15 protein-coding genes and 1 pseudogene are annotated in these 22,760 nt (G+C 64.9%); 7 read left to right on the forward strand and 9 right to left on the reverse strand.

Annotated features, from left to right (window positions below; translation table 11 throughout):
• Positions 1-36 precede the first annotated feature (36 nt).
• Positions 37-690 carry a hypothetical protein gene (locus KY501_RS50115; protein WP_224372658.1) on the reverse strand — a complete coding sequence of 218 codons (654 nt, stop codon included), beginning with the start codon at positions 688-690 and terminating at the stop codon, positions 37-39.
• A gap of 544 nt (positions 691-1,234) precedes the next feature.
• On the opposite strand from KY501_RS50115, the gene KY501_RS50120 reads away from it, so the two are divergent.
• Together KY501_RS50120 and KY501_RS50125 are read left to right on the forward strand one after the other, a co-directional pair.
• Positions 1,235-1,981: a hypothetical protein gene (locus tag KY501_RS50120; protein WP_224372659.1), complete on the forward strand. Its 747-nt coding sequence runs from the start codon at positions 1,235-1,237 to the stop codon at positions 1,979-1,981.
• A 177-nt stretch (positions 1,982-2,158) separates the two neighbouring features.
• On the forward strand, positions 2,159-3,076 hold the full coding sequence (locus KY501_RS50125) for a hypothetical protein (protein WP_224372660.1): 918 nt from the start codon (positions 2,159-2,161) through the stop codon (positions 3,074-3,076).
• Between the two features lie 594 nt (positions 3,077-3,670).
• On the opposite strand, the gene KY501_RS50130 is transcribed toward KY501_RS50125, so the two are convergent.
• On the reverse strand, positions 3,671-3,988 hold the full coding sequence (locus tag KY501_RS50130) for a hypothetical protein (protein ID WP_224372661.1): 318 nt from the start codon (positions 3,986-3,988) through the stop codon (positions 3,671-3,673).
• 91 nt (positions 3,989-4,079) lie between these two features.
• Positions 4,080-4,547: pseudogene (locus tag KY501_RS54500) on the reverse strand (recombinase zinc ribbon domain-containing protein); the annotation flags it as partial.
• A gap of 181 nt (positions 4,548-4,728) precedes the next feature.
• On the opposite strand from KY501_RS54500, the gene KY501_RS50140 reads away from it, so the two are divergent.
• From KY501_RS50140 to KY501_RS50150, 3 genes are all read left to right on the forward strand, one after another.
• Positions 4,729-9,906, forward strand: a complete 5,178-nt coding sequence (locus tag KY501_RS50140; RefSeq protein ID WP_224372662.1) for a PDDEXK-like endonuclease domain-containing protein — start codon at positions 4,729-4,731, stop codon at positions 9,904-9,906.
• An 848-nt stretch (positions 9,907-10,754) separates the two neighbouring features.
• Positions 10,755-11,225 carry a hypothetical protein gene (locus KY501_RS50145; RefSeq protein ID WP_224372663.1) on the forward strand — a complete coding sequence of 157 codons (471 nt, stop codon included), beginning with the start codon at positions 10,755-10,757 and terminating at the stop codon, positions 11,223-11,225.
• Positions 11,226-11,322: 97 nt separating this feature from the next.
• Entirely contained in the window at positions 11,323-12,333 is a 1,011-nt protein-coding gene (locus KY501_RS50150; protein ID WP_224372664.1) for an SRPBCC domain-containing protein, read from the forward strand.
• 86 nt (positions 12,334-12,419) lie between these two features.
• Here KY501_RS50150 and KY501_RS50155 read toward each other — a convergent pair whose 3' ends face one another.
• From KY501_RS50155 to KY501_RS50170, 4 genes are all read right to left on the reverse strand, one after another.
• On the reverse strand, positions 12,420-14,447 hold the full coding sequence (locus tag KY501_RS50155) for a glycoside hydrolase family 5 protein (RefSeq protein WP_224372665.1): 2,028 nt from the start codon (positions 14,445-14,447) through the stop codon (positions 12,420-12,422).
• A gap of 161 nt (positions 14,448-14,608) precedes the next feature.
• A complete protein-coding gene (locus KY501_RS50160) occupies positions 14,609-15,616 on the reverse strand; it encodes an NAD(P)H-dependent glycerol-3-phosphate dehydrogenase (RefSeq protein WP_224372666.1) in 1,008 nt (335 codons plus the stop codon).
• Positions 15,617-15,694: 78 nt separating this feature from the next.
• Positions 15,695-16,645, reverse strand: coding sequence for a hypothetical protein (locus KY501_RS50165; protein ID WP_224372667.1), 951 nt, complete (start codon positions 16,643-16,645; stop codon positions 15,695-15,697).
• Positions 16,646-16,950: 305 nt separating this feature from the next.
• On the reverse strand, positions 16,951-17,715 hold the full coding sequence (locus tag KY501_RS50170; RefSeq protein WP_224372668.1) for a sulfite exporter TauE/SafE family protein: 765 nt from the start codon (positions 17,713-17,715) through the stop codon (positions 16,951-16,953).
• 166 nt (positions 17,716-17,881) lie between these two features.
• Here KY501_RS50170 and KY501_RS50175 point away from each other — a divergent pair, with 166 nt between their 5' ends.
• Positions 17,882-19,270 (forward strand): IscS subfamily cysteine desulfurase, encoded by a 1,389-nt coding sequence (locus KY501_RS50175; protein ID WP_224372669.1) that lies wholly within the window; start codon positions 17,882-17,884, stop codon positions 19,268-19,270.
• On the forward strand, positions 19,260-19,928 hold the full coding sequence (locus KY501_RS50180; protein ID WP_224372670.1) for a class I SAM-dependent methyltransferase: 669 nt from the start codon (positions 19,260-19,262) through the stop codon (positions 19,926-19,928). Before KY501_RS50175 ends, KY501_RS50180 begins: the two co-directional genes overlap by 11 nt.
• A 15-nt stretch (positions 19,929-19,943) precedes the next feature.
• On the opposite strand, the gene KY501_RS50185 is transcribed toward KY501_RS50180, so the two are convergent.
• Together KY501_RS50185 and KY501_RS50190 are read right to left on the reverse strand one after the other, a co-directional pair.
• On the reverse strand, positions 19,944-22,178 hold the full coding sequence (locus KY501_RS50185; protein ID WP_224372672.1) for a putative glycosyltransferase family protein: 2,235 nt from the start codon (positions 22,176-22,178) through the stop codon (positions 19,944-19,946).
• On the reverse strand, positions 22,178-22,570 hold the full coding sequence (locus KY501_RS50190) for a hypothetical protein (RefSeq protein ID WP_224372673.1): 393 nt from the start codon (positions 22,568-22,570) through the stop codon (positions 22,178-22,180). The genes KY501_RS50185 and KY501_RS50190 overlap by 1 nt, the downstream gene beginning before the upstream one ends.
• Positions 22,571-22,760 lie beyond the last annotated feature (190 nt).

Raw genomic sequence — 22,760 nt, forward strand, 5'->3', positions numbered from 1 at the left:
ACCGTCGGGAGGCGGCCCCAGGGGCTCGGGCGTGGTTCATGGCACCTGGATGAAGGGACCGCGCCGGAAGATCTCCCGCACGCGCGCGCGTTGCTCCGCTCCCTCGGCTCCGTCGCCGATGAAGACGATGCGGATGGCCTCGACCTTCTTGTCAAGGCCGTACGACACGAAGCAGCGGTAGCCGCCATCACCGAAACCTGCGCTGGAGACAACGCCGAAGGGGATCGTCTGAGCGTCGACGTGTTTCACGTACAGCCCCATGACGAACTTCTCGTACCAGCTCTCGCCAGGCTCGGCGGACTTCTCCTGCGGCTGCGGTGTGACCAGGCCATCATCCCTGTATCGACCGTCATCAAAGACGCCCGCCGTGCCAGAGTCGACGCTCACCTTCAGGCCGGAGTCAGTCCAAAGGATCCGCTCCGGCTTCACCGAGTCGTGCAGGACCATGAGCTCCGCCACCCGGACCCCAAGCTCCTTCTCGTAAGACCGCCGGATCGCAGCCCGCCACTTACCGCTCTTCGCGGCGAAGACCTTCACCCCGAAGTCGGACGACTTCTCGTAGCCGGGGTCACTGACCCGGGCCTGACCTGAGGGCAGCTCGAACTCGCCGACCGGTGCCCAGCCGGCCTTGGGCTGCGAGAGCGCGGGAGCACCGAGGAGGCAAAGCGCCAGACACAAGAAGCGGGACATGGTGCTGCTTTAAATCCAGGGCGGGTTGTTGTCGATCAAGATGCGCGCATGCGGCGCACCACGTCTACTCCCGACTGAGTCCGAAGTACGCGCGGGCGGAGCCCTCCAGCCAGGACGTGTCACGCGGCCACGGGTGAGGCGTGGCCGTCGGCCTGTTCCGTCCGTAGGGGCCAGCGAGTGGCACTTCCAACTGAGTTGGAAGTGGAGAGTGGGCACCAGTCCGGGCTGCAACGTCCGCGAACGCGGACGCGTGCTGCCTCACGCGGGGGAACTCACTCTCGTCGATTCAAGGGTTTGCCGAGACACGTGCGCACGACGTCCCTGGCTGCACCTCCGTATGCTTCCGGAATCTCGACTCTTTTTTCGCGCAGTCTCCCAACGCGGACGAATCGTCCGCGCGCGCGGACTCGCTTGGGAGGCCCGTTCGCGCAAGTGCCTGACTTCGCGAGGTCCGGGCGGTTGGCGCGCGACGTGCTCTGGGGTCACTCAGCCGCAACGTCAAGCGGCCGGGACGCATGGAGCGTTCCACAGGGGGAAGTACCTCATGTTCGGTCTGTCGAAGTTCAAGGATGTCCGCCGAGCGGTGGTGGCCAACTCGGCCATCGCCCAGGCCATCCCGCAGGGCACCACGCTGGAGCAGCTGGGCAACGAGCTGCTCGAGCTGACGCGCCAGGAGGGCAGCACCCATCACCGCATGGGAGTCATCTACAACTACATCGTGGACAAGCGGCTGCCGCAGCAGGCCGGGTACAAGGACGCCAGGGAGTACTTCAGCAAGAAGCTGGCGGACCTGTCCCAGTCGGCCCTGAGCATGTACGGGGCGATGGCGCGCGTGTTCAGCGAGCCGGTGGCGCGGCGCTTCGGAGTGACGTGCCTGAACCTGCTGCTGGTCTACAAGGAGGCGGCGGATCTGGAGCTCAACCCCGAGGAGCCGGGCCCCACGCCCATCGAGGTGCCGGATGAGCAGGGGCAGGTGACCACTCTGTCGTTCGGTGCGTGCACTGTGGAGCAGATGCGCCGAGCCATCCAGCGCAAGCGCAAGCCGTCCTCGAGCAAGCCGTTGCCGCCGGAGGCGCTGGTGCTGGGCGAGCAGTACAGCGAGGCGGTGGCACTGCGCTTCCCGAAGGGCAAGGGGGCCGTGGTGAAGGTGACGGTGCGCAACCAGAAGGGCCAGGCGGTGGTGGACTTCAAGGGGATTCCCTTGGAGCAGGTGAGCCAGCTGGCCGAGGCGCTCACGGGCGAGCTGCCCGCGGTGAGCGCGCTGCCGAAGCCGCCGGTGACGGTCGAGTAATTGTCACCGCCTCGTCGAGCTTCATGCCACCATCCTACCCGGGAGCGTCGTCCGCTATCCGCGACGCTTCTTCACGTTCCTGTCACGAGGCGCTGCGCCCACCGCTGGCATGGCTTCTGCCATGAAGGTACAATTGGCCCCTGTCGTTCTATCCAGACATGGACGAGGAACGTGGGTATGGGCACAGCCAAGAGTGACAAGAACTTTGAGGAGCTCCCCATCGCCAAGGGGGTTGGCCCGTACAACGTGAATCAGTTCCGAATCCAATTCAGGCTGCCAACCCCCATTGTCTTCAAGGGGAGCCGTCGCGAAGAGGCGATCAAGATGGTTGCCAGCGACTTTCTTTCCCTCTTCCCGTTCTACTTCAACGGGACCCATGCGGTCATGAAGGAGAACGTGGCGAGCGTTGACTGGGGGGACAAGACCTTCTTGACGCAGAAGACCTTGCGCTTCGTGCTTGATGCGAAGGTCAAGGGTTTCAATGCCCCTGATGCCCATAGCGATTGGGTCTATCTCGTGTGGAAGAACCTGGACAAGTCTGGGTTCAAGGGGTTCGCGGCGCAGACGCTTCGTCGCAAATTCGCTGAGACCCCCGACTACTTCATGCCGCGGATAGGTAGGGCGGTCAATGTTCTCCATGTCCTGGCGGGTCGGCGGTCATGGATCGTCAGTTGGGCCAATGCATACAAGGGCGCCAAAGCGGGCCAGCCCGCACAGTCCAATCAGCGGGCGACTTCGGATGGAACGATATGCGTTCTCGAGACCGCAGCGGTCGAGCGTGATTCGAGCATGGCGGTTTCGCCGATGGAGTGGTTGCTCGATGCGCGCGATGCCCTGGTCACCATCTGGTGCACCCAGCTCTACAACTACGTCCTCTCTAAGAACCATTGGATCAGCGATTTCTCGCCGACAGTCTTCCAGACAGATGACGGAGACAAACTCTGGGTGAAGGATTCGAAGTCACCTTGTTATTACAGGATGAAGTCCTTCACGAAAGAAGAGGAACTCAGGAAGCATGGTTGGGTGAAGAATCTGCTCGAGATGCATCCGGCACTGGCTGACCAGCTTTCCAGCCCTCAGCTGAAGACTGGATGAAAAGAACCTCCGCCGGGAGCGCCGCGGCGTCCTATGCTGTCAGCCTCTGGTGGGGGGACCGACGCATGACGACTCGGCTTTTCTGGATCATCATCCTGGCCGCCGCTACCAGTGCGTGCCTGGGCTACCGCGCGCCGCCTCGCTTCGTGCGCCTGCCTCCCGACGACCGGCCCAGAGCCCGGCCCAGGCTGCGAGGGTGGAGTGGACGAAGGAGCGCACGCCGCGATTGGATTGTGCGGGGCTGCTGCGCCGGACGTTCGCTCTGGATGTCTTCGCCAGCTCTGGGTGTGGAGGCCGCAGGAGGGTGCTGGCATAGCTGACGGCGCCCAGTGGGGTGCGCGCCATTGTGGAGCACCTGGCATTGGCCTCGCGGCCTGCTCGGTTGAGCTCAGCGCAGGGGCCCCCCAGAGCGAGGGGTGTTGAGCCCCAAGCACCCACAGTGACCTGGAAGCCCACCCGCCCCTCAGACAGGGCCCCCATTCCGCCTAGAGTCAGCGCGAGAGCGGCGAGCCAGGACCTCGTCTCCCCAGTGGCCCCAGCGTCACAGGCCAGGCCTGAAGCTCCATCCCGTCAGGCATTTGGGCGGGTGTTGGGTCAGTCGCCGCTGGGCTTCCAGAGCCCGAGGCGTGCCAGGAACATTCGGACCGACATCCCTTTGGGGCCATGGGGGACCCGCACGCCGACAGGCGAGAACAGCTCGTCCGTGCCGCGCAAGACTCGGATCTCGGAGCCCCCCCCTCCCCAGCAGGTGACCCGGTCGTCCTCGATGTCGAGCGACGGCGGATCGTCGCCGGTCAACTCGATGAGGAGCTCCTCGCCCATGGCCAGCGTGAACTCCGTCCCCCACGGCTCGACACAGAGCGTCCGTGCGCGGTCGCCACTGCGTATCACCATGCGATGGACAGGTCTCATGATTCCCTGAGCATAGCCCAGGCTCAGCGACAGCGAAGGTGGTGAGCCCGGAGAACTCGTGCTGGGGCGCAAACTCGTTGTCCACGGTGATGCCCGGGTAGCGCAGCGTGTCGTAGACCACCGAGTCCTTGATCACGTTGTCGTGGCCGCCGTAGACCGCGAAGCCGGCTGCCCGCCAGATCAGACCTAAGACAGTGGAGGCGGCGGCAATCGAAGCCGCCGCTTCCTCGAAGGCGTTGACGAGCTTCTGAATGGCCCTACCCTGCTCCTGGCTGGCGAAGCGCTTCTCCTTGAGCTCGGCGTCGATGCGCTTCAACTCTTCGTCGCGACCCTCGTTGGTTCGGCGCACCGCAGCTTTCACGGCCTTCACGTCCATCGACATCTTCCGCAGTTCGCCGAGAACGAACTTCTCTGCCGCTGGAGCAGGCACGTCGCGGGCCTTGCACGCCTCCCCAACGCTGCGGCTCTTCCGGTTGCACTTGTAATAGAAGTAGGTGACACCGGTACCGTTGACGCTGGCGTGCGTCATCATCGAGCCGCAGCTGCCGCACCGAATCAGACCTGGAGGCCAGCTTCAGCCATGTAGCAGCCTGATTACGGGCCTTTAGGCGGGATGGCGGACAGGCGGCGTGCTAACTTCCAAGAGGGAGGGGTGGAGCCTGCTTCAAGGGACTTCGGCGGGACTCGGTGACGAGTTGCGGGTGTGGTGATCTTCGAACGCGGGACTCCAAGGAGCAAGCATGGCCGGAAGCGCAGTCCCAGAAGGCAAGGTGGCTGAACCCGCAGGCCGCGAGAAGATCTCACAGGTCTTTCAGTTTCTGCGTGCGCTGAACGAGCATCGCAACCCGGCGACCCGGGCAATCAAGGACCAGCTGTGGTCCCTTCGGCTTCGCTCCGTTCCCGCTCACCCATCTGTCTCGGTCGCCACACTCGTCCAGCCGCAGGGTGACGAGGATGAGGCGAGCGACGTCATCTTGCGGGTGGCTCGGCCCGCGCCCACTCCTGCCCCAGCGCCGCCAGCCGCGATTCGAGATTGGCTCCAATCTTCGTGGACCGACGCGCAGAAACCGCTCGAGTACCGACAGTCTCGCAACGAGACCACGCCCGACGGCAGGGGCGTCGTCGTCAGCTTCGAAGCTGACCCCAAGCGAGTGCGCGCCCGCGAAGACTGGAGCAAGATCCATGAGGCGTGGGCGAAGAACGAACTCCCAGTACTCAGGGCGGCGAAGTTGTTCGAGCAGCTGTACGAGCTGCACGGCCGAATCGAGCGCGAGGCTGAACGCGTCGAGCTGGTTCTCGGCGACGGACTGCTGAGCTGGCAGCACGAGGATGGCAGCATCTTCCACCCGGTCTTGCTCCAGCGAGTTCAGCTGCAGTTCGACCCCTCGATTCCACAGTTCACGGTCACTGACACCGGAAGCGTCCCCGACCTCTACACAGCGCTGCTGCGCGGCATCGGCGACATTGACGGAAAGGTGCTCGCCCGCTGTCGTGCCGAGTTGAGTGAAGGCGGCTTCCTTCCTCTCGGAGGCGACGACACCAACGGGTTCCTGCGTCGCCTGGGAAACGTCCTTTCTGCCTCGACTGCGTTTACGCGCGAAGAGCCGCCGGCACCCAGCGCGGACCCGCCACAGATCGGGCGCGACCCCATTCTCTTCCTGCGCACGCGGAACCTTGGTTTCGCCAACGCGCTCGAGGGCATCCTCGCGGACATTCCCGGGCGCGTAGAGCTACCGATCTCGCTTCTCCGCATCGTGGGAACCGATGTGGCGCCCCCGGCGAAAGAGGGCGTAGAGGCTCCTGCCGAACTCTGGTCAGAGCCCGAGGGCGTGCTGCTGAGCAAGCCGGCAAACCCCGAACAGATTCAGATCGCGCAGCGCCTCGACCGCTATGGTTGCGTGCTCGTTCAAGGACCTCCTGGCACGGGGAAGACTCACACCATCGCGAACCTCATCGGCCACCTGCTTGCGCAGGGGAAGAGTGTCCTCGTCACCAGCCAGACGACAAAGGCACTCAAGGTCTTGCGCGACCAGGTCGTACCTGCGCTGCGGCCCCTCTGCGTCAGCGTGCTCGAGAACGACCTCGAGAGCCGGAGTCAGCTTGAAGGGGCGGTAACCGCCATCGCTGGTCGCTTGTCCTCGAGCAACGCCGAGCGACTCGACCAGGAGGCGGCTGCGCTGCAGAAGCGACGTCAGGTCCTCCTACAGGAGCTTCACTGCACGCGAACATCACTGCTCGCGGCGCAGTCTGATGAGTATCGAGACATTGTCTGCGCCGGGAAGAGCTGGGCGCCGTCAGACGCCGCCAGACGAGTCGCTGCGGAGCGTGAGCAACATTCGTGGGTGCCGAGTCCAGTCACCCTTGGAACTCCCTGCCCACTGACCCAAGGGGAGGCCATCGACCTTTACGCGTCAAATGCGGTTGTGACCGCAGACCAGGAGGTGGAACTGGCCTGCCCCCTCCCGGCTCCCGACGAGATCATTTCGCCACAGGACGAGGAAGAGAGCCTTGCGCGGCACCGGTCGCTGTCGGGTCCGGATGCTGCACATCGTGCGGACCTGTGGATGAACTCTGCTGCGGACGGCGACGAAGCAGGGTTGCTGTCGCTGGCCGACAGGTGCGCGAAGGCAGTGGAGGTTCTCGATTCCGCCTCGAAGTGGAAGCTCGAAATCGTAGGCGCAGGGACAACGGGTCCCCATGAGGTGGCGACGTGGCAGGCCCTGCTCAAGATGGTGGCGACAGTCCGCCAGCACGCCGGTGCTACCCGTGAGCTGCTGCTCAGGCACGGCCCAGAGGTCCAGGTCGAAGGTGATTCGGTCGAGTTACTCCGCGTGGCGGGGGAGGTTCGCGCCCACCTCGAAAACGGGGGCTCCCTCGGCACCTTCGCGCTCCTCACGAGAGGCTCCTGGAAGAAGCTCCTGAAGGGCAGCCGTGTTGTTTCTGGTGAGCCGCGCACCGCGGAGCACCTTTCGGCGATTGAGGCGCACCTCCAGCTTGCCGTGCTCCGCGTGGAACTCCGTGGGCGCTGGGACCGGCAGGTAGCGGTCCACGGCGCGCCCCCGTCAGCTGAGCTCGGCGCAGTTCCGGAAGACGGCTGCGCCCAGTTCTCAGCCGAGATCTCGCGGTGCCTCACGTGGGCGCAAGACGTGTGGGCGCCACTTCAACAGGAACTCGAACGCCACGGTCTTCGTTGGCAAGCGCTCCTCGATGAACAGCCCCCGAATCTGGCGCCACACGGCGCACTGCTGCGTCTGCGTGGAGCAGTCGCTGGCCCACTCGTCACGGTACTGAGCGCACGAGCCCGGGCGCTCGCGAAGAGGAAGGTCGAAGCGCATCTGTCCGCCGCGGTTCGAAGGCTGGACAAGTGGGGTGGGGCAAGTGCTCAGTCGCCGACCGTGCGAGAGCTTGTTCGCGCCCTTCGCGGCGCTGATGCTCAAGCGTATTCGGGTGCATTTGCCCGCCTCGTAGACCTGCTCGGTCGGAGGACGGTCCTCGAGCGAAGGCGAAGCCTGCTCGCCAAGGTTGAGCCCGTCGCCAAGGCATGGGCGACGAGCGTCAGGGATCGCCGCGGCGTGCATGCCGGTAATGTTCCACCGGGAGCCGTAGATTCTGCGTGGGTGTGGCGACAGCTCCACGACGAGCTTGAACGTCGTGGTCGGATGGACCTTTCCGCCCTCCAGCTGTCAATCGAGGCCAAGTCAGAGGAGGTTCGGCGAACGACCGCGGACCTGATTGAGCGCCGAGCCTGGGCCGGTCAGGTGCGCCGCACGGCATTGCCCCAGCGACAAGCGCTCGAGGGGTGGCTTCAGACCATTCGCAAGATCGGCAAGGGCACGGGCAAGAGGGCGCCGCGTCTCCGTGCAGAGGCTGCTCGCAAGATGAGCGAGTGCAAAGATGCCGTGCCGGTGTGGGTGATGCCCCTCGCGCAGGTCGTCGAGAATTTCGGTGCGACCACCCGCTTCGACTGTGTCATCGTCGATGAAGCGAGCCAGAGCGACGTGCTCTCGTTGACCGCGATGTACATGGCGAAGAATGTCGTGGTCGTCGGCGACCATGAGCAGGTCAGCCCGTCAGCGGTCGGGCAAAAGCTCGACATCGTGCAGCAACTCATCGACGAGCACCTTCAGGGAGTCCCCAACGCCATTCTCTATGATGGGCAAACCTCGGTGTACGACCTGGCGAAGTCGTCGTTCGGCGGAATGGTCTGCCTGACTGAACACTTCCGCTGCGTTCCCGAGATCATCGAGTTCAGCAATCAGCTTTCGTACGGCGGTCGAATCAAACCCCTGCGCGAGACCGGCAGCACGAACTTGAAGCCGGGGCTCTTGCTGCACCGAGTTGAGGGGCACGCCAACGACAAGGTGAACACAGCCGAGGCCCGAGCGCTTGCCACCCTGTTGGCAGCTGCCATCGAGCATCAGCAGTACGTCGGGAAGACCTTCGGCGTCATCTCCCTCGTTGGGGAGGAACAGGCGCTGGAAATCGAGCGGCTCCTGCGTGAGCACGTGCATCCCGCAGACTTCGAACGGCGGCGCATCCTCTGCGGCAATGCCGCGCAGTTCCAGGGAGATGAGCGCGACGTGATGTTTCTTTCCATGGTCGACAGCCCGCAAGGCGGGACGCTGGCGCTACGCGCCGACCAGAGATTCAAGCAGCGCTTCAACGTCGCCGTGAGCCGCGCAAAAGACCAGCTGTGGGTCGTTCATTCGCTCAACGCCGACACCGACCTCAAGCCAGAGGACCTTCGCCGACGCCTGATTGAGCACTGCAAGGAGCCCTTCGGAGTCGCCGGGGCCATTCGAAAGGCGGAACCCCACGTTGAGTCGCCGTTCGAGAAAGAAGTCCTCGAGCGGCTGGTTCGGGCCGGTTACCGCGTGACGCCGCAGTGGGAGGTTGGGCACTACCGAATTGACCTCGTTGTTGAGGGCGGCGGGCAGAAGCTCGCCGTGGAGTGTGACGGAGATCGCTATCACCCGCTGGAAAAGCTCCCCGAGGACATGGCTCGCCAGGCAATCCTCGAGCGCCTTGGATGGCGGTTTGCTCGCATCCGCGGCAGCGCATTCTTCCGCGACCCAGACGGTGCGATGGCGCCCGTGTTCGAGCGATTGAAGGAACTCCGCGTCGTGCCGGAGAGCGTGCCCGGCGGCCCCGTCTCTCACGAGACTTCGGCGCTCCAGGAAGACCTGGTTCGGCGAGCCGCAGAGATTGAGCGCAGCTGGCTCGAGGCAGGTGCGGCCGCATCTGCGAATAAGGATGATGAAGAGCCTCCACACTGCGGCGGGTTTGTCCCTGGACGTTCGGGCTGGGCTCGACCTCACGCTTCGGCTGCTGCGGCCGATGCGACACCGGCGCGAACCGCCCCTGCCACCGCAAGGCCACCCGTGCCCGTCCCCGAATCGTCGAAGTCGGTCAATACGCCTCTGGCGAACACACCGAGCGTGCCAGCCGTCGCGCTCGCGCCCGTGGCAGCACCGGCAGCAGTGCAACGCGCAGTCCCGATCGGAAGAACTAAAGTCGCCGCCCCCGCTCCGTCCGCCCGTACGCCAGCTCAGACTGCGGCCCCCCCTTCGACGTCCGCTGCCGTTCCTCGGCACCAGCTCACCATCGGGAAGTCGAAGGAGGTCGTCAGAAACGCGATTGTGAAGGTGCTCGATCCCGCTGCCCATTCCTGTGGCGCTTGCGGGAGCCGTCGAAGGGTCTGGATTGGAAAGGACGGGCCCTTCCTTCAGTGTGACAATAAGGAGTGCGCAAAGAAGGAGTTCGTGGCCGTTCCGCTCCTCACCTCTGCCCTCCGCGAGATCGGCGCGACCTGCGACTGCGGGGCGGCGCTGAAGATCACTCGGCTCGGAGATGCCACGTTCATTGGCTGCTCTGACTTCCCGAACCACCGGAGGAGCCTCGCGTGGAAAGACCTTTGAGCGGAGCCGAAGGGTCGTTCGTGCTCGGCCGGCGGGAGCATCGCCACCCACGCACAGGGTTAATGCCTTTGGACACACCGAACTGAACTCATGGCCGACCGCCTGCTTCCACCATCAACCATCCCAACATCGCTGTGGAACGCAGCCCGCGCTCTCTTGCGTCTTCCTGGCGCATTGTCGGCGACTTACGTGGCCGAGATTGAAGCGCGGCGTCTGCGCGAGAAAGCGCTGGAGTTTGAGCCCGATTCAGGGCCCGTGGGCGGGATATCCCTCGCAGATGGAGACGATCCGCGCAAAGCGCGGGCTTTCGATCGCGGCGAGCGAGATCGTTCGGGCCCCTACGACGCCTCGAGTCCTTGCCAGTTTGAGGCGTTACCTCGTTGGACGAGCCGCAGTCACGCGGATCGTTGACCCGCGTTTCCAGGAGATCAGTTCCAGCCCCGCCCTCTTCTTCAGAGGGAACGCGCTTGAGAGCGGCGGGTTGCTCTGCTTGGGAGCGGCGCCAATCGAACCCGCCGCTCGGAGCACCTCACGAGAGCGCTCCAATTCGGTCGAACTCGGTAGCGACGGTGCTGTGAATTCTCATCGCCCTACCAGGGGCGGTCGTGGCCTGGAAGGCCACGCTTCCATTCTTCCTGCGAGAACCACTGCGCGGCACCCAGCTCATCAGCACTCTCCAGCCACTCCGCGAGTGCCTCGGACACTGCGATGTTCCCCGAATGGTGGAGGAGCCACCGGCCTGGTGCGTCGCTCCATGGACAAGCCCTCACTTCGTGGAAGCTCTCCGCGGTCCACGCGAACGAAAAGGAAGCGTCGGTGGCGGTCCTCACGACGGAGGTAGTTCGATAGTGATGCGCCTGGCCCATCAGCCACAGACGGAAGCGTTCGAGCACCGTGGCTGGCTCCCAGGAACGGGCTTCGAGACTCTGTGCTTCGACGGAAACGTGATCCCGAAGGACCGGGTGGACACCAAGAGGGAGAGGAGCATCGCACTGGGCACCCTCTCCTGCCTCCGTCAATCGGCGCAGGATGACGGGATCGGTGCCCCGGTACCGAACGCATCCGAATTCCTGATGCCTGACCACCCTGAGCGCCCGTTCGAGTTCGACAGGGGTGGCGGGCTGTCGCTGGACATAGCAGTGAGCACCAGAACTGTCGCTCACGAAGACGAACGTGCCGGGTGCAAGATACGTAGGGACGCCACACGCGGTACAGCACTGGTCCACAACATAGAAGTCGCCAGCCACGTTCATGGGGTGGGGCTTGTTGTGTTCCGGCATGCGTTGTCCCTCGGAGGCGTGCGCGTTGAAGCGTTGTAACCCTCCAAGGATGTCGTCGCAAAGAAGCGTTGAGTAGACTGGCCGCCGCCAGGATCGTTTCCAAGTCGTGGCGAAACACTTCAGGGGGTCGAAGCACATGGCGACGAAGACTCAGGACCAGCAGCCGATCGACGCATATCTGGCGAGCGTGGAGAACCCGGTGGCGAGGAAGACGCTGGAGGCACTGCGCTTGCAACTGCGCAAGCTGCTTCCAAAGGCCACCGAGACGATCAGCTACCGGATGCCCGCCTTCAAGGTCGACGGGGACGTCGTGGCTGGCTTCGCGTTCTTCAAGAACCACTGTGGCTACTATCCCTTCAGCGGCAGTGTGGTGCCGGCACTGAAGCCTGAGCTGGAGGGGTACTCCACGTCGAAGAGCGGCGTCACCTTCCGGCCTGACCAGCCGCTGCCGGCGAAGCTCGTGAAGCGGCTGGTGCAAGCACGACTCGCGGAGATTGCCACAGGCCTCAAGAAGCCCACAGCCGCGAGGAAGAAAGCGCTCATCACCGAGCGCGTGACCGACAGCGCCGTGAAGGATGCCACCGGACGGGATTGGAAGGGATGGATGCGCACCCTGGATGCAGCGGGGGCGGCAGAGCTGAACCACAAGCAGCTCGTTGCTCTCGTGGCCCGGGAGGTCGAGTCGGGTTGGTGGCAGCAGTCGATCGCGGTGGCATATGAGCAGGCTCGCGGCAAGCGGGTGGTGGGCGAGACAGCCACGACGGGCTTCCAGGTCGGGGTGGTGCGCACGCTGGCTATGAGCGCTCCTGAGTTGTGGGATCTGCTCACGAAGCAGGCCGAGCGTTGGTTGGGACCGGGCGCGACGCTGAAGCCCGAGCCGGGGAAGGGCTACGAGGTTCCCAAGAGGCGCGGAGCCCCCGGCGTGCGCGGCGAGTTGCGGGTGGTGAAGCCGAGGCAGCGCCTGCGCATGACGTGGCAGCCAGACGGCTGGAAGAAGCCGGCCACGTTGCAGCTCACCCTGGTGCCCAAAACGAAAGGTGCCGCGCTCTCCGTGCACATGGAAAACCTGCCGGACGCGAAGACGCGGGAGGCCATGCGCGAACACTGGTCGAAGGTCCTTGCGAAGCTCCAAGCGTCACTCGCCTGAAAGAGCGCGCTCCAGTACCGCGCCGTCACGTCCGTCCACCGCCCTTCCCTGCTGGCCCAGGATCTCACCAGCCCGCTCTCGCCAGTTCACCAATGGCCCGGCAGGAATCTGTCCGCGTTGAAACCGAACTGGATGCGGCGGTCGCCTGTGTCCTCGCCATTGGCATTGACGTCGAGAATCCAGTCCGGCAGGCCGTTGGGCATGCGCCGGACGACGCCCAAGAGTCCACGGCCCTGGCTGCTCCAGTCGCCCACCACCGGCACATCCCCAGCCTTGCCGAAGGGCACGCCCGTCTCGCCGTCATAGCCATTGCCGTTGAGATCCAGAAACCACATCCCGTTGCGGAACACGCCCACGCGCGTCTGTCCGGTCCCCGTCCAGTCCCCCACCACGGGCACGTCGCCGCGCAGACCGAACTGAAGCTGTCGGTCGGCCCCGTCCCACCCGTTGCCGTTCATGTCCAGCAGCCAGTACATGAGACCGTCCGCCGCCACGCGCACCACGCCCACGCGCGTCTGCCCGCTGCCATCCCAGCTTCCTACCACGGGCGTGTCGTCCGCCTGGCCCAGCGAGATGAACCGGGCCGTGCCATTCCAGCCGTCGCCCTCCAGGTCCAACGCCCAGGTGCCGCCACGGAACACGCCCACGTGGGTGCGGCCCAGGCCCGTCCAATCTCCCACCACAGGCACGTCGCCGCTGAAACCGCCGAATTGGAGCTGCCGGTCCACGCCCGGCTCCCAACCGTCGTTATCCAGGTCCAGGAACCACATGCCATCCGAGGCCCGGTACAGGCCCGGCTTGTCCCGCCCTGTGCCCAGCCAGTCCCCCACCACGGGCACATCGCCGCCCACCGCCATGTCGAGCAGCACATCGCCGCCATCAAATCCGTTGCGGTTCTGGTCCAACGCCCAGGTCCGCCCCGGGCGGAAGATGCCGGCGCCCACTTCCACCAGAGGCTTGAGCCCCTGCAGGGCCCGCCGCAACGAGGCGCCCATGGCGGTAGGGGTCCCACTCCAGTCCGTAATGAGGTTGGGGAACGAGCACTCCTTGTTGGCCTCCACCCACCAGGCCCAGCCCACCCAGGACAGTCCTTTGTACCGGCTGTAGTGAATGAGCTGGTCCACGTAGTCCGTCTTGCAGTCGTACTGACCGAACTCGGTGATGACGACGGGATCGGTGGCCGCGAGGTTGCCGAAATGCTGATCCCACTGGCTTGGATCGCGGATGGGGGCCTGCTTGTACGGCATGGTGCCATAGGCCAGGTTGAAGGGGGCTCCGCCGCTGCCATCGTGGGCACGCAGCCGGAACTCGGTCGCGCGGCTCAAGTCGTAACCCCAGTGCAGACCGTTGACGACCACCACATTGCGCGCCCCTTGCTGGCGCACGGCGTTGTAGAGCGCCTGCATGCCCACCGAGATGTAGGTGCCCCGATTGTCCGGCCGTGTGGTGAGGCCACCGTCGCGCCAGATCGCCCAGGTGCTGTCCTGCGTGTTGTTCGGGTCCCAGGGGGTGGTGGGCTCATTGTAGAGCTGGAACAGGATGCGCCCTCCGTTGATGTCCGGGTAGCGCGTGGACTGATCACCGAAGCGCCGTGCCAGCTCCGCCCAGAATGTGGCGGCTTCCTGAGGAGGGAGTGGGTTGTAGCTCCAGTCATCCGTGTGCAGATCCAGCAGCACGTCCATGTTCCGCGCCTGGATCCACGCGATGACCCGGTGCACGTTCTCCAGATAGCGCTCCAGACCGCAGGAGGAGTCACTGGCGAAGCGCCAGTTGACGGAGAGACGGACGATGTTGGCGCCCCAGCTCCGGATGACGTCGAACTCCCCCGGCTGGATGCCCAAACCCGAGGCGCCAGGGTTGCCGTCGCCGTTACAGGACCACTCGAGCGACGGCCGCGCCACGCCACGAAACACCTGCACGGCACCATTTGCATCGACGATGCGGTTGCCCATCACGCGGAACGAGCCGCTCAACAGCGGCGACTCCACGCCCGTGGTGGCCACGACTCCTGGCTCGCGCATCTCCTCTGAACCGCAGCCCGCGATGACTCCCATCCACAGCAACAGCAAGCTACAAGCACCCCTGCGCTTCGATGAACCAACAGGAACTGGCATCCGTTCTCCCTCCAGAGCCGCGCATACGCAAACCGCGTTCCAACTGACGGAACTGGCTCTGGCGCGCAGGTTCTGAGTCGCGGAGGCAGACGGTTGACGTGTCGGCACCCACCTCGACGCGTCGACGGCCACCTCGACGTGTCGACGTCAGTGGAGCCCACTCACCCAGCGGAGAGTTGCGCGAACTGCTGCGCGACGACCTCCGTCATCGCGGCGTGGGCGCTCTTGCCCTGGTAGGTCACGCAGTACACCTGGTGGCAGATCGGAAGCACCACCCCGGTGCGCCGCGAGAGCTCGTGAGCACTGTGCGCGGTCTTGACCCCCTCGATCATCGGCTTCTTGATCGATCTCAGGATCTCCTCCAGGGAGCGGTTCTGGGCCAGCGCGAATCCCACCTGCCAGCTCCGGGACAGCTCACCGGTGCAGGTGAGCACCAGATCCCCCAGCCCCGAGAGTCCCACCAGCGTGCGTGGATCCGCTCCGTGGTGAACCGCCAGCCGGGTGATCTCCTCCAGCCCGGAGGTGATGATGATCGCCCGGGTGTTGAACCCGAACCCCAGCCCCTCGCACATCCCCACCGCGATGGCGATCACGTTCTTGAGCGCCCCCCCGATCTGTGCTCCGACGACATCCGTCGTGGTGTAGACACGAAGCGTCGGGGTGTGGAGCAGCCGCTGGCAGAAGCGGGCCACCTCCTCGTTCCGCGCGGCCAGGGTGACCGTCGTGGGCCGCTGCTGGGCCAGCTCCTGTGCGAAGGATGGGCCGGACATGAGCGCGATATAGGGGTGGAAGGACTCCGGGAGGCAGTCCTCCAGGAGCTGCGTCATCATGAAGAGGGTTCCATTCTCGAGCGCCTTGGAGACGGTGAGAATCGGAACCTTCTGAGGCAGGTGCGGTAGGGCTGCTCCCATCACCTCGCGGGTGACATGCGAGGGGACCGCGGAGACCACCAGCTCCGCCCCCGTGAGCGCTTCACTCAAGGAGAGCGTGGCCCGGATCCTCGGCGATAGCGGGATTCCCACCAGGTAGGCGCTGTTCTCATGCCGCTCATTGACGCTGGCGACCACCTGGCTGTTCCGCCCCCAGAGCCAGACCTGCTCGCAGTGCACGGCCAGCACATTGGCCAGCGCGGTACCAAAAGGGCCAGAGCCAAGGACACAGACACGCATAGACCTTCCCAAGGAAGCCGGCCCGCCCCGGGAGCGGAGGCGCAGCCGGCTTCCGATGCAGCGAGGGGCCGAGGTGGATTACCGGGGCTGGCTCTGCTTCTGCAGGAGGGAAGGCGCGAGCTGGGCGGCTTCCTCCACGGTCTTCACGAAGCGTGTCACATGTGCCCTGAGCCAGCGGCGCTGCTGAATGGGAGCGTTCCCCACGACAGCGATCACGGGGATTCCCGCCTCGGTGGCATAGACGATCTCCATCAGGGAGCCCACGTACTGCCAGTTGGGACGGGAGAGATCCACGACCAGAAGGCTCGACGCTTCGATGAACTTACGCTCGGCCTCGACAAGGTAGGCATTGAGCTTGTCCTCTGGCAGGTCAATCTCCCGGAGCGACTTCTCCAGGATCTCATACATCGAGAGCATGGTGGCCTGGGGACAATGCCGCGAGAGCATGGACCGCGCGGCCTGGATGCTCTCCTTCACCTCGGCCGGAGACAGATCCTCGATCGCATGCGCGTAATAGATCGCATGGGGGGTAAGCCCTGCATCGCGGAACATCCGGACGGTCTGGACCGAGTCCCCCTCCAGCGGGTGGTTCTGCCAGTTCCAGAACTCGCCTCGGCCGACCCGCTCCGCGATCACCTGGCGGACGAACTGCGAGGAGTAGGCCGGAGGCGTGAGGACGTAGTGCTTGCCGTCTGGATTGCGCGCATAGATGTAGTTGTCGGCTCCCGACTCGCGCACCTGCCGGAGGTCCTGCAGTGACTCGATGCGCTTGGCTTCACAGGAGAGCCGTGTCGCGAGTTCGGCGGCCAGGTCCATATCCACCGGGAGCAGATGCAGATGCAGGTGGTCGACACAGCAGGCCTTCAGGCCGCAGTCGAGGGTGGTGCCATGCTCGAAGACAATCCACCGGCTCGCGCCTGACTGGCTCTCCAGCTTTGAGAGCACCGACTCGAGTTCCTGCTGAACCTGGATCGCCTGCTTGGGGCCCAACGTGGCTACGGAGCTCCGATGCTTCTTGGATACGAGCATCACGTATCCCTCGACCATCGAGCCCAGCGCGGGGACGATGAAATGCTCCTCGGTGGAGTGGACGATGGTGTTGGCCGGATGCTTTTGGCCTGCCTCCGAGACCGCCCAACAGAGCCGACATCCATCGAACTGGCTTCGAATTTCGTTTCGGGAAACGTCGCTCAGAATTCCAAAGTCATTGCGACGGCCAGTAACTCCTGCCGAGGGATGGGACAAGCGATTCTCCTGTTTTGGGGATATCGCACGATATGCATGTTTTACATTTCTACGTCAAGAGTTTGTCACAAGGGCATGGCCGATTGGGTTTACGCGCCGCGCCAAAAGTAATAGCCAGTCATGGCCCAGGCTGTAGCGCCCACGAAGTAGCGGACCCGCTCCGGGTGGATCTTCTGCGCGAGGACAGCGCCCAGGTAGCTGCCGCTCGTCGTGCCCAGGGTCACCAGCAGCCCGTGTTCCCAGGCAATGGCATCCGCTCCCACGAAGATGGCCGTCACCAACCCATTGAGTAGCACTCCCAGTACGGACTTCATCGCATTCGCCTGGTGGATGTTCCTCATTCCCATCAAGGAGAAGATGGCCAGCATCAGGATGCCGAGCCCGGCCCCGAAGTACCCTCCGTAGATGGAGACCAGGAACTGCAACAAGAGGGACACCCAAGGCCGAAGCGGCGGGAGTTCGTCCTCCTTTCCCCCTCTCAGCCGAGCGATCACGGGCCCTCCGAAGTTGAAGAGCAGTGTGGCCACCAGGAGCATCGCGGGGACCATGGCGCCAAAGGTGGCGCGCGAGCTGTTGAGCAGCAGGACCGCGCCGAGCGCTCCGCCCAGCAGGCTGACGATCGCCAGGGGCACCACGCGCCTCCCCTGCCCCACCAGCTCACGCCGGTAGGCGAACGCACTCGCGACGTCTCCTGGCCAGAGCGCGACGGTACTCGTGGCGTTGGCCCGGATGGGGTCCACTCCGGTGAACATCAAGGCAGGGAAGATCAAGAACGTTCCCCCACCCGCAACCGCTTTCAAAGCCCCGGCCCCCACTGCCGCTACAAACAGAACGAAACCTTGAAAGGATGTCATCGCGTTTTTCTGTTTCTCTCAACGGGTGAGAACTCTTGCTCACTGTGCACGCAATATCATGGCCCACCTTGACACTTCTTGTTTAGTGGGCTTTACGGTTTTCGCCGGTCTAGATATCATTTCATCCAGCGATGTGCACGGACTGGCTCTACCCGGGGGAGTTCCTGTGAAACTGCCGATTTATATGGACAATCATGCTACCACTCCCATGGATCGTCGCGTGTTGGAAGCGATGATGCCATACCTGACCGACGAGTTCGGAAATGCCGCGTCGCGTAATCACGCATACGGCTGGAAGGCGGATGGCGCGGTGGAGAAGGCTCGTGCGCAGGTGGCGGAACTGATTGGAGCCTCGAAGAAGGAGCTCATCTTCACCTCCGGAGCCACCGAGTCCAACAATCTGGCAATCAAAGGGATTGTGGAACTCTACAAGGCCAAGGGAGACCACATCGTCACCCTCAAGACCGAGCACAAGGCCGTGCTCGACACATGTAAACGCCTGGAGCGCATTCGGGCGGAGTACATTGAAGAACTGAAGAGGCTCCGCATCTCGGAACTCAGCGGTGAGGATGTGACTCCGGAGAACTACTCCAGACTGGCCTCCCGATACGACCTGGCCGGTGACGAGATCCTGCTGCGCTGGTTGAGAATGCCCATGCCAGGAGCCCGGGTGACCTACCTGGATGTCGATCAGAGCGGCCGGGTAGACCTCAAGAGGTTGGAAGAGGCCATCACGGACAAGACCCTCCTGGTCAGCATCATGCTGGCCAACAACGAGATCGGTACACTTCAACCGATCCAAGAGATAGGGGAACTCTGTCGAAGCAAGGGCGTTCTCTTCCACTGTGACGCAGTGCAAGGACTGGGGAAGGTGCAGTTCGATGTGGAGGAGGCCCGGGTAGATCTGGTCTCCCTCTCCTCCCACAAGATGTATGGCCCCAAAGGAGTGGGAGCCCTCTATGTCAGGGGGACCCCCAAGGTGCGGCTCTCCCCCATGATCGACGGTGGCGGACAAGAGCGAGGCCTGCGCTCGGGTACCCTCAACGTCTCGGCCATCGTTGGCTTTGGAAAGGCGGCGGAGATTGCCAAGGCGGAGCTGGAGCAAGAAGCCAGCCGCCTGCTCCACCTCCGGGAAAAGCTACGCAAGACGTTGTTCTCGCGGCTGGATCTGGTGGCCTTGAACGGTTCTCTCGAGCACCGGTTGCCGGGCAACCTCAATGTCTCCTTTGCCTTCGCGGAAGGAGAGGCGCTGATGAGGGCGCTCAAGGAAGTGGCCATCTCCACGGGCTCGGCCTGCGCCACGGAGTCTCTGGAGCCCTCCTACGTGCTCCGGGCGTGCGGAGTGGCGGATGACCTGGCTCACTGCTCCATTCGCTTCGGCATCGGACGCTTCAATACCGAGGAGGAGGTGGACTGGGTGAGCAACCTCGTGGTGGAGCGCGTCCAGCAACTCCGTGCGATGAGCCCCCGGTACGAGGCCGCGAAGCGAGGGGCGCACCCTTCCGCGGTTCGCGCGGGGCCTCCTCAGGCCCGAGAGCGGTCGCATGGCGGATGACCCCTCTGCCGCGGTGCCCACGCAGGACCCCTCCCCCTTCACACACCTGGCGGCCTGCTCCCGGATGCCCGGTTGGAAGCATCACTTCGGCAAGCCGGAAGGCTTCGTGGGCGCGATCATCGGCCATTGCATGGCCTTCCTGAACCGTCAGCGCAGCCTGAGGGTGCTCGCGTTGGTGGCTCCGAGTCCTGAGGAACGCATCCTGGAAATCGGCTTCGGCCCTGGCGCTGACATCCGCCGGGTCAGTCGTGTCGCGGCCTTTGTCGCGGGGGTGGATCAGTCGCGCACCATGCTTCAGCAGGCGCGGCGCCGCAACGCCGGGGCCCTCCGCGCGGGCAGGGTCGAGCTCCAGCTTGGTGACGCCGGCTCGCTCCCCTTCGCGGAGGCCTCCTTCGACAAGGCCTACTCCATCAACTCCGCGCAGTTCTGGCCTGATCGTCTGGCGGCCCTCCGCGAAATCCACCGGGTCCTCAAGCCTGGCGGACGCGTCATCATCGCCGTGCAACCGCGCTCGGCGGGCGCCAACGAGCGGACTTCCCAAGTGACTGCCGCCGAACTCACCGCTTTGCTGGCCGCTGGTGGATTCCAGAACGTCCGGACACAACTCGAGCCCACGCGGCCTGTCCCCACTGCCTGCGCCATCGCCGCAAAGCCCTGAGCCAATGCAGGCGGTTCAGTGCACCTGGACAGTACCGGCCAACACGCGGTCCTCGCTCATTGGCACGCTGGACTTCAGCAAGCGCTTGCGCGACCCGTCGCCGCGCAGCTCCCACAGCCCGACCCAGATCCGCCAGGTCTTGCCGCGGTGGTCGGGCGGGACGCTGATGAGCTGGATGTCGCGCACGATCTTTCCCGGCGGCGCATCCTCGATGAGCATCACGTCCGAGAACATCGCGTGGTCGGCGTTGGTGCGGCTGCCGGAGTCCGGCTCCAGGTGCATGAAGATGCCCAGCTTCGGCGCGACCTCCGCCTCCGTACGCCAATCGAGCTCCAGCCGCACGGTGTGCTCTTCGGGACGAACTTCGGAGGCCGCCGCATCAAGGTACACGCCGCCTTCGAACTGCGCGTCCAGCCGCGTCGCGTTGCGCGGCGGCGCATCCACGATGAGCGGCTCGCCTTCGGGGCCCAGATAGCGCTGTGAAGACCACGCGGGTTCGGCGATGACCAGCGCGGCGGCGGCACCAATTCCCAGCGGCACTGCGGACAGCGCGACGCTCTCCCAGCGTCGACGTCTGCGCCAGATGAGCGCGCCCACTCCCAGCGCGGCGAGACTGGTCAGTCCGCCTCCCATCGCGGAGCGCGGGAGGAAACGGAGCGTGATGGCATGCTCGCCCGCCGAAAGCTCGACCGCGAGCAAGCCCTGGTGATCGACCACGGTGCCGGCATTGGAGCGCCAGCCCGTGTGATGGTTCTGGTTCACGAGCACGCGCGTCGGCCGCGTCAGCACCGCGCGCAGGTCGATGCGGTTCGGCGACCATGCCGTCTCCGTGACCGTGCCCGCATGCGGATCCTCCAGGTACTGCTCCTGCGCTAGATCGCCCTTCAACTGCGAGGACTGCGGCACCGGGTACGCCTCCCAGCAGGAAAGCGAGCCGCGGTTCATCGGCGCAAAGGATGCGAGCGTCCACCGGTTGCCGCGCGCCTGATGGAACGGCTGATTGATGGCCACGGGCGGAGGCACCATCGTCCGGGCGGACGCGGCCGCGAGGAAGTTCACCGCCTGGAAGGGCACATTGATGACCATCGCCGCGAACGCGACCCACAGCGCCTTTCGCGCCCACGTCCGCTTCTTGCGACCGAGCGCACGGAGGAGATCGATCCCATGCGCGCACAACGCCGCCGCGACCACCGCACCGATAACGAGGAAGCGCTCCGGATAGCGCAGCATCTCCAGCACCGGCAAAGCACGCAGCGCGGCGAATAGCGATGGCTTCACCGAATAGCCCAGCGCCAACCACACGCATGCGATCGCGGCGAGGATGAGCCCAACGGAGCGCCTGCGCGCGAAGCCGGCGAGCGCGACCAGCGCCGCTGGCACGCCGATGAGGTACCAGGTCTCCTTCAAGCTGAACGGCGGCCAGTAACCGAAGAGCAACCCTGGTAGGCCTGCCCACGCAGCGCCGGACATGCCGCCGATGACTCGAGGCGCGCGCTGCAGTGTCTCCAGTACCGGCCAGAGCCGGAACGCGGACATGCCAACCGTGAGCAGACCGGTGACGACGATTGGCGCCCACACGCGCGCTTCAAACGCCTTGCGCCGCCGATGCACGAGCCCGCCTGCCAGCTCCGCCGCGCACGCGACCGCGGTGATGGGCACGCTGTACGTGCCGCCGAAGCCGGTCATCCAGCCGACAGCGAGCCCCGTGATGGCCGCTCCGCGCACGTCTCCGCGTACCGCGCGCCGCACGCCCCACAGCGCCCACGGCACCAGCGCGAAGCCATAGAAGTTGGTCCACCCCAGGAACAACGCGCACGCGAACACGCCAGAGAGCCCGAACACCGGCGAGCTGAAGAGCGCCGCGAGATGGGACGCACCGCGCGAGCGGATGTACCGGAACGCGCCCTCCATCCCCAGCAACACGAACAGGAACGCGATGAACGGCTCCGCGCGCGTGGTGCCGAAGAGCACCGAGAGCAACAGTGTCGGCGAGGCGAACCGGCTCTGCGGCGTGCCCAGTCCGTACAGCCCGCCGCAGTAATAAGGATCCCAGAGCGGGAGCTGTCCATACTCCAGCAGCGTCTTGCGCGCGGCCTCCTCGTACTGCCAGAGCACATGTGCGTCGCGGAAATCGTTCAGCGCGCCCGCGGTGCGCAGGTACGGCAACATCGCCGCCAGCGCCAGCAGCGCGAAGACGGCGAAGCGCACAGACTCGCGGCGCGACAACGCGATGAGCGTCTTCGCGTTCATCAATAGATGGGCCTGGGGCGGCAGGGGGCGACGGATACACGCGGCTCCTGCGAGCCCGGCGGCAGCGACCAGTCTTCCCGCAGGCCACGGTCGATGGCGCGGAACACGTCCTGCCGACTCACATCGTGGGAGGCCGCGTACTGACTGACGGCGCCGCGTTCGGCCGACGCGAAGTCATCGTCCTGAGACCAGCGGTCCGCGAGAAAGTTGGACATCGCCTTCTCGCGCATCGTCCGCTCCTGGCCGACAACGGTGCGGTACGCGTCCTGCGCCTGCTCGTCGTTCATCGGGCGCGGCTCGGGGAGCTTGCCAGTCGTCGCCGCGAGCACGGCAGCGGTCGCGACACACACGACGCCGAGCCCCCAGGCGATGCTGTCGGTGCGGTCTCTCATCAGGGCGGCAGCTTGTGCCGGGCCCGGAAGAGAAATCAACGAAGTCCGCGCTTACGGCTTCGAAGCCCGAAGCCGCCCCGCTGCATACAAGAAGGCCCTGGCTCGCGTGTCAGCCGCCCTGCCTGACTTGTCAATGGCTCTGTCTGACATGTCAACCGCCCTGCCTGACTTGGAGGAAGGCCCCCTGCGA

Origin of the sequence: Hyalangium versicolor (assembly GCF_020103695.1) — a bacterium.
GTDB classification, from domain to species: Bacteria; Myxococcota; Myxococcia; order Myxococcales; family Myxococcaceae; genus Hyalangium; species Hyalangium versicolor.